At 46.8% G+C, this 6,980-nt stretch carries 7 protein-coding genes and 1 pseudogene; 5 read left to right on the top strand and 3 right to left on the bottom strand.

Features of this window, described 5'->3' with window-relative positions:
• Positions 1–548 precede the first annotated feature (548 nt).
• Positions 549–812 (bottom strand): annotated as a pseudogene (msrA, locus tag BLT35_RS06635) (peptide-methionine (S)-S-oxide reductase MsrA); the annotation flags it as partial.
• A 22-nt stretch (positions 813–834) separates the two neighbouring features.
• Positions 835–1,461: a TetR/AcrR family transcriptional regulator gene (locus BLT35_RS06630; RefSeq protein WP_074727335.1), complete on the bottom strand. Its 627-nt coding sequence runs from the start codon at positions 1,459–1,461 to the stop codon at positions 835–837.
• Positions 1,462–1,876: 415 nt separating this feature from the next.
• Between BLT35_RS06630 and hxlA (BLT35_RS06625) the strand changes: the two genes are divergently transcribed.
• The 3 genes from hxlA (BLT35_RS06625) (at position 1,877) to gnd (ending at position 5,124) form a co-directional block, all read left to right on the top strand.
• A complete protein-coding gene (gene hxlA / locus BLT35_RS06625) occupies positions 1,877–2,509 on the top strand; it encodes a 3-hexulose-6-phosphate synthase (RefSeq protein WP_062406658.1) in 633 nt (210 codons plus the stop codon).
• Positions 2,510–2,671: 162 nt separating this feature from the next.
• Positions 2,672–4,171, top strand: a complete 1,500-nt coding sequence (gene zwf / locus BLT35_RS06620) for a glucose-6-phosphate dehydrogenase (RefSeq protein WP_074727349.1) — start codon at positions 2,672–2,674, stop codon at positions 4,169–4,171.
• Between the two features lie 41 nt (positions 4,172–4,212).
• Entirely contained in the window at positions 4,213–5,124 is a 912-nt protein-coding gene (gene gnd / locus BLT35_RS06615; protein WP_074727334.1) for a phosphogluconate dehydrogenase (NAD(+)-dependent, decarboxylating), read from the top strand.
• A gap of 67 nt (positions 5,125–5,191) precedes the next feature.
• Here gnd and BLT35_RS06610 read toward each other — a convergent pair whose 3' ends face one another.
• The gene (locus BLT35_RS06610) at positions 5,192–5,587 is read right to left on the bottom strand and encodes a winged helix-turn-helix transcriptional regulator (RefSeq protein ID WP_054820334.1); all 396 of its coding nucleotides are present in this window, start codon (positions 5,585–5,587) and stop codon (positions 5,192–5,194) included.
• Positions 5,588–5,715: 128 nt separating this feature from the next.
• On the opposite strand from BLT35_RS06610, the gene BLT35_RS06605 reads away from it, so the two are divergent.
• Complete coding sequence (locus tag BLT35_RS06605; protein ID WP_062406664.1) at positions 5,716–6,276, top strand: DJ-1/PfpI family protein; 561 nt, start codon at positions 5,716–5,718, stop codon at positions 6,274–6,276.
• 67 nt (positions 6,277–6,343) lie between these two features.
• The gene (hxlA, locus tag BLT35_RS06600) at positions 6,344–6,979 is read left to right on the top strand and encodes a 3-hexulose-6-phosphate synthase (RefSeq protein ID WP_062406667.1); all 636 of its coding nucleotides are present in this window, start codon (positions 6,344–6,346) and stop codon (positions 6,977–6,979) included.
• The last annotated feature ends 1 nt before the right edge of the window (position 6,980 follow it).

The raw sequence follows: 6,980 nt of genomic DNA, 5'->3' as shown, positions 1-6,980 counted from the left end.
AGTGGATCATTCATGGTTCCTTTAAAATTCACCATCGGAGATGCGATTTCCTTTCTTTTTCTTCTTTTTCACAGAAGAACTATCACGGATTCAGGTTCAAGAGAATATGGTTAAGAAACATGGTGACATTCTTGGCATGCTTCCTCTGAGTGTTATACGATTTCGATTTATATTGAGATAATATGTAGTCGGTTATAGGGTGTACAATATCCGCGTTTTTTTCCACATCACGAAGGCAGATGATCGCCATTTGCTTTTTAACTTGTTCGCCATTTTTTTTCGTAAACCAATCTATCCAAACAGTGTCCACCGCAAACTTAAATCTTTGGGTCTCTTCAATAGGCACTACATTTGTGTACATAAATTCGCTCACACCCAACAATATGATCTATAATAATTCCATCTTAATCCAAGAGAACAATATGTACAATCATTTAAAAGAAAAAAATCTATCAATCTCTCAAAATTCATTGATAGATCAATAGATTTCCTTGCTTTTTTAATATTATTTTTGTACATCAACAATATGTGCATGTTTATGCCGATACATCTGTGGGATCGATCTGCTGCCAGAACAGCTCCAGTAACCGTTCGTAGGGAAAGAGCGTTGGATCGAATGTAATTTGGACAGCCTCATAGTGCCCCGTCGTATTCGAACATACTTCCTCATAGGTCGGGTACTCTACATGACCGCCTGTATAGCCCGACACGATCTTGACAATGCCCGGCTGTTCGTCAAACGGCTTGACCATACACCAGAAGCAGCCGCCTGCAAATGTCGCTAACTCCAGTTGGTTGTTTACACCAGTCATATGTTCTCATCTTCTTTCATCGTTAATGTGGTGCGGCTTCATCCAGCAGCTTCTCTACGATGACGGGAAGCATCCGGATGGTGTCGCTGTCGGCCCCGAAGGTTTGGCTGGCCGCGTAAGCACCCTCGATCCAAAGGGCCAGTGAATGGGCTAAAATCTCCGGATCGGGTGCATTCATCGCTTTTGTTAACTCCACGAGCTTCTGAATAACTGCCTTTTTGTGAGCAAAAACCAATTGGCGGGCGGGATGCTCAGGATCGGGAAATTCTGTGGCGATATGGCTGAAACAGCACCCGCGATAACCGATAACGGATGATTTATCGGCCAAATCCGTAAACAATTGAATGATTTGACGTCTTGGCTGATGAGGATGCTTCGCAAGGCTTGCTTCCCATTCCTCCCAAAACTGCTTGCTTTGCCTGTCCAAATAGGCCAGAATCAGTTCATCTTTGGAGGAAAATTGACGATACAGGGTCATTTTATTCATGCCTGCCTGTTCCACAACAGAATCCACACTTACCGCACGGATGCCTTCTTTGTAGAACAGCTCACCGGCGGCCTGAAGGATATATTCCTGGGCTTGAGCGCTCGGCACTCGTTTTCTTTTTGAGAAGGCCGGTTTCGGCTTTTTTGCATTGAGGTTTGTCATTCAACATGTCTCCTGCGCCGCTGGGCTTTCCAAATATCCGAAACGGTTCAATGAGGCCACCATTTAGGATGTTACTGATCGGTAACAATGATAGTTGTATCATAAGTATTGAAGACTCATATGTCAAGCGGGTACAAGCCGAAATGACGGGCCAAGGCTCTGCGGTAATAAAGCCCCGCAGATTTTGCCAAGGCATGGAGAACTGCTGTTATAGGCCAAAAGTATCCTATTTGTTACTTCACTACTTAAAAGTGCGTACTTCCTTTTTTGAAAAAACGGACCTACAATAAAGCTGTCTTCAATAAAGACAAGGCATTATGGTTCCTGGCCGGGGCTGCAAATGAACAGATTCGCCATCTTATCTTGTTTTGGCTTACAAACCAAAAATTATATAGACATAAGGAGAGAAGCAGAAATGAAGTTACAATTAGCATTGGACCTGGTAGATATTCCTGGAGCAAAGCAGCTGGTAGCCGAAGTGCAGGAGCATATCGATATTGTAGAAATCGGTACGCCGGTTGTGATCAATGAAGGATTAAGAGCGGTAAAAGAAATCAAGGAAGCCTTCCCTTCCTTGACGGTATTGGCCGACCTAAAAATTATGGATGCAGCCGGATATGAAGTGATGAAAGCATCCGAGGCGGGCGCAGACATCATTACGGTGCTTGCGGCAGCTGAAGATATGAGCATCAAAGGCGCTGTAGAAGAGGCGAGAAAGCAAAAGAAACAAATCCTGGTCGACATGATTGGCATTAAAGACATCGAAGGACGCGCCAAAGAACTCGACGCTATGGGCGTAGACTACATTTGCGTACACACAGGGTACGATCTTCAGGCCGTCGGACAAAACTCCTTTGAAGACCTGAAGAAAATCAAGCGTGTGGTCAAAAACGCCAAAACGGCGATTGCAGGCGGCATCAAGCTGAGCACATTGCCGGAAGTGATCAAAGCGCAGCCGGATCTGGTTATCGTAGGCGGCGGGATTACCGGACAAGAAGATAAAAAAGCGGCAGCAGCCGAAATGCAAGCATTGATCAAGCAAGCTTAATCGCCGGCTTCTGTTCAAGCGGATGGGTTACAGACTCCATACGCAAGGCTGAAACATGATCTTAGTCCTCGCTTACTATAGTGAGGACTTATTTTTCCGAAACAAGAAATGGCCCGGAAAGCTGTTTTTTACACGAAAATCAGAAAAAAGAAGGTGAAATCCATGGATGCCATGACCTTTGTGTTGTTTGGTTCGACCGGTGATTTGGCCAAAAGAAAATTATTCCCGGCGCTGTACAACCTGTTTCTGGAGCAAAAGCTGCCGCAAGCTTTTTCGGTCATTAACCTGGGACGCAAGCCGTTGTCGGATGAGGAATTTGAGGCCTATGTCGAACAATCGCTGCACACTTTTTCAAGGCGTAAGCCTGAAGACCGCTCCCAGGTAGAGCCATTTCTCCGGAACTTCCGTTATTTGGATATGGATGTGACGAAACCGGAGGGATACCGGGAACTGCTTAAGCGGATTGAAGAAAGAGAAAAGGAGCTCAACATTCCGGAGAACCGGATGTTCTATCTGTCGGTTGCGCCCGAATTTTTTGACGTGATCGCCTTGAATATCAAGGAGAGCGGCTTGGGGAGCGGCAGAGGCTGGAAACGTCTTATTATCGAGAAACCGTTCGGACATGATTTGCCGTCGGCCCGGAAGCTGAACGCCAAGCTGAATCAGGCTTTTGAGGAAGACGAAATTTATCGCATCGATCATTACCTCGGCAAGCCAATGGTTCAGAACCTGGAAACCCTAATTCCGGCGAATCCTGTTCTGAAGGCGCTTTGGAGCAATCAATACATTGCCAATATTCAGATTACCGCCAGCGAAACGGTGGGTGTAGAGGAGAGGGCCGGTTACTATGAAGGCGCCGGAGCGATCCGGGATATGTTTCAAAATCACATGCTGCAGCTGCTGATGATGACGGCTATGCATCTGCCGACTCCCGTCACGGAACAAAATGTCCGTAAGCAAAAGAGCAGCCTGTTGAAGTCTCTCCGGCCGATATGCAAAACGGAGGCGGCCCGGCACGTAGTGCGCGGTCAGTATGGAGCGGGGGAAATTCACGGTCAAGCCGTCCCTGCCTATCGGGATGAACCCGGAGTGGATGCCGCCTCGATGACCGATACATTTGTCGCCGCCCGGTTATGGATTGACGAATTTTTCTGGAAGGACGTCCCCATTTATATTCGGACGGGAAAACGCATGAAGGAAAAGTCTACACGGATCGTCCTTGAGTTCAAAGACAGATTAAAGGAACAGAACGCGGATGCAGACCGGATGCCTAACCTGTTGACAATTCAAATCAATCCGGATGAAAAAATTACGCTGCAGCTCAACGGCAGGAATCCATTGAAAAACGGACGGATGGAGCCGGTTACCTTGGATTTCTCGGTGCCGTCCGATCAGATGCCGGAAGCGTATGAACTGCTTTTATTCGATGCTTTGAAAGGCGATGCGACGTTTTTCGCCCACTGGGAAGAGGTCGAATTGGCATGGAAATGGGTTCAGCCCCTTGTCGAGGCCTTCGAAGAAAATCTCCTGCCGCTTCATGTTTATCCTGCCGGTTCGTTTGGTCCGGCCATGGCTGATGCTCTATTGGAAGAGCAGGGATTTCACTGGTGGCATGACGAAACACCGGAAGCCCGGGAGTTGTATAAGCTGGCTGCAATATAATTACGCGAATAGGGAAAGCTAAGACAGGAGGTAGGAATCGCATGAAAATCGGATTAGTCGGTTTAGGTAAAATGGGATTCAATTTGGGTCAAAATCTGATCGACCGCAAACATGAAGTCGTGGCGTTCGATTTGAATACAGATGCCGTAAAAAAGCTTCAAGCATATGGTGCTCAAGGTGCGGAAAGCCTGGAGCAGCTCGTTCATTCATTACAGCTGCCAAGGATCATCTGGATCATGGTTCCTCATGCCGTGGTGGACTCCGTACTGGATGAGCTTACACCGTTTTTGACCAAAGGCGATATTGTCATCGAGGCGGGAAATTCACACTATAAGGAATCCATCCGCCGATACAATCAGCTGAAGCAAGCCGGAATCTATTTTATGGATGCCGGGACTTCCGGAGGAATGGAAGGAGCCCGTCATGGGGCATGCTATATGGTTGGTGGCGACCCTGAAGCATGGCGCGTGGTGGAGCCGGTCTTCCGTGATACTGCAGTGGAAAACGGGTACCTGTATGCTGGCAAAGCCGGCAGCGGCCATTATCTGAAAATGGTCCATAACGGGATTGAATACGGAATGATGGCGGCCATCGGAGAAGGCTTCGAAGTCCTTGAGAAAAGCGGGTTCGACTTTGATTATGAGCAGGTGGCCAGAGTATGGAATCACGGGTCCGTGATCCGGTCATGGCTAATGGAATTGACCGAACGCGCATTTTCGAAGGATGCCAGGCTGGATGAGATTAAGGGTGTGATGCATTCCTCCGGAGAAGGGAAGTGGACGGTGGAGGAAGCCCTGGATCTTCAGACAGCCACGCCGGTCATTGCCATGTCTTTATTGATGCGCTACCGCTCCTTGGATCAAGATACCTTTACAGGCAAAGTGGTGGCTGCTTTAAGAAATGAGTTTGGCGGGCACGCCGTGGAAAAAAGCAAAGTCCCTGTACAGGCATAAATGAATGGATCATGGATGCCAATCTGAGAAAAAGTTGACCGGACCCTTGGGGGCCGGTCAACTTTTTTCAGTTGGATGAGCCGGAAGACCTGATGATATGCTCTGAATTTTGGATATCCTTGATTCTCTTTTTGCCCCATTCATACATCATTTCAATAATCGGCATCAGCGTCATCCCAAGCTCGGTCATCGAGTATTCTACTCTTGGAGGCACTTCAGGAAACACCTCGCGATGGACAATTCCGTCATCGATCAATTCCTTCAGCTGGCTCGTCAGCATTTTATGCGTAATTTTTGGGAAAAGTCTTTGAAGCTCGCTGAAGCGGTGAGCGCCCTCTCTTCCCAAATGCCAGAGGATGGTGATTTTCCACTTTCCGCTGATAATCGCCAAAGTTAATTCTTTTTCGCAATTGAAATCGCCGTTATTGATTTTATCTAAAATTTCTTTTCTTAGATCCGACATCGTATTCTCCTAATCTTTTAATAGTAACTTTTTTGTAACCAGCGCACAAAAAAGTGCATTCTTCTTTAATCTCTTCCCGCGATATAAAATGTACATTGTAGTTATTATGATAAAGGAGAGTGAAACAAATGTCCAAAAAAGTATTGATTTTAACTGGAGATGCTGTAGAAGCATTAGAAGTATACTATCCTTATTATCGCTGTTTGGAAGAGGGATACGAGGTGGTCATCGCTTCCCCTACAGATAAAAAAGTACTGGCTACGGTAGTTCACGATTTTGAAGACTGGCAAACCTTTACCGAGAAAAAAGGATACAATATTGAGGCTCACGCTTCATTCGAGAACATTAATCCGGAAGAATTCGATGCCTTGATCATTCCGGGCGGACGAGCTCCCGAGCATATTCGCCTTCATAAAGATTTTGCCCGGATCGCAAGCCACTTCTTCAAGCAGGATAAACCGATTATGATTCTGTGCCATGCCAGCCAGGCGTTATCCGTTATCGCCGATGAGATTAAAGGCCGCGAAATGACAGCCTACTTCGCTTGCCGTCCGGAAGTGGAAGCAGCGGGTGCAAAATATATCGAGACGCGTTTCCACGTTGACCGCAATCTGGTTTCCGGTCATGCCTGGAACGATCTTCCGCAGCTGATGAAGGAATTCATTAAGCAGGTTAATGCAGCGAACTAAGGGCAAAATAATATATTATAGCTGCCATGAAAATTAAAAAACAAAATGGTTAGAGGAGAGAAGAAAAATGAAATTACAATTAGCATTGGACCTGGTAGATATTCCTGGAGCAAAGCAGCTGGTAGCCGAAGTGCAGGAGCATATCGATATTGTAGAAATCGGTACGCCGGTTGTGATCAATGAAGGATTAAGAGCGGTAAAAGAAATCAAGGAAGCCTTCCCTTCCTTGACGGTATTGGCCGACCTGAAAATTATGGATGCAGCCGGATATGAAGTGATGAAAGCTTCCGAGGCGGGCGCAGACATCATTACGGTACTGGCGGCAGCTGAAGATATGAGCATCAAGGGTGCTGTAGAAGAGGCGAGAAAACAAAAGAAACAAATCCTGGTCGACATGATCGGCATTAAAGACATCGAAGGACGCGCCAAAGAACTCGACGCTATGGGCGTAGACTACATTTGCGTACACACAGGGTACGATCTTCAGGCCGTCGGACAAAACTCCTTTGAAGACCTGAAGAAAATCAAGCGTGTGGTCAAAAACGCCAAAACGGCGATTGCAGGCGGCATCAAGCTGAGCACATTGCCGGAAGTGATCAAAGCGCAGCCGGATCTGGTTATTGTAGGCGGCGGGATTACCGGACAAGAAGATAAAAAGGCGGCAGCAGCCGAAATGCAAAAATTGATCAAGCAAGGTGCATAAG

This window comes from Paenibacillus naphthalenovorans, from assembly GCF_900099895.1.
GTDB lineage: Bacteria > Bacillota > Bacilli > Paenibacillales > NBRC-103111 > Paenibacillus_G > Paenibacillus_G naphthalenovorans.
This window is presented reverse-complemented; position numbering and strand designations above follow the sequence as displayed.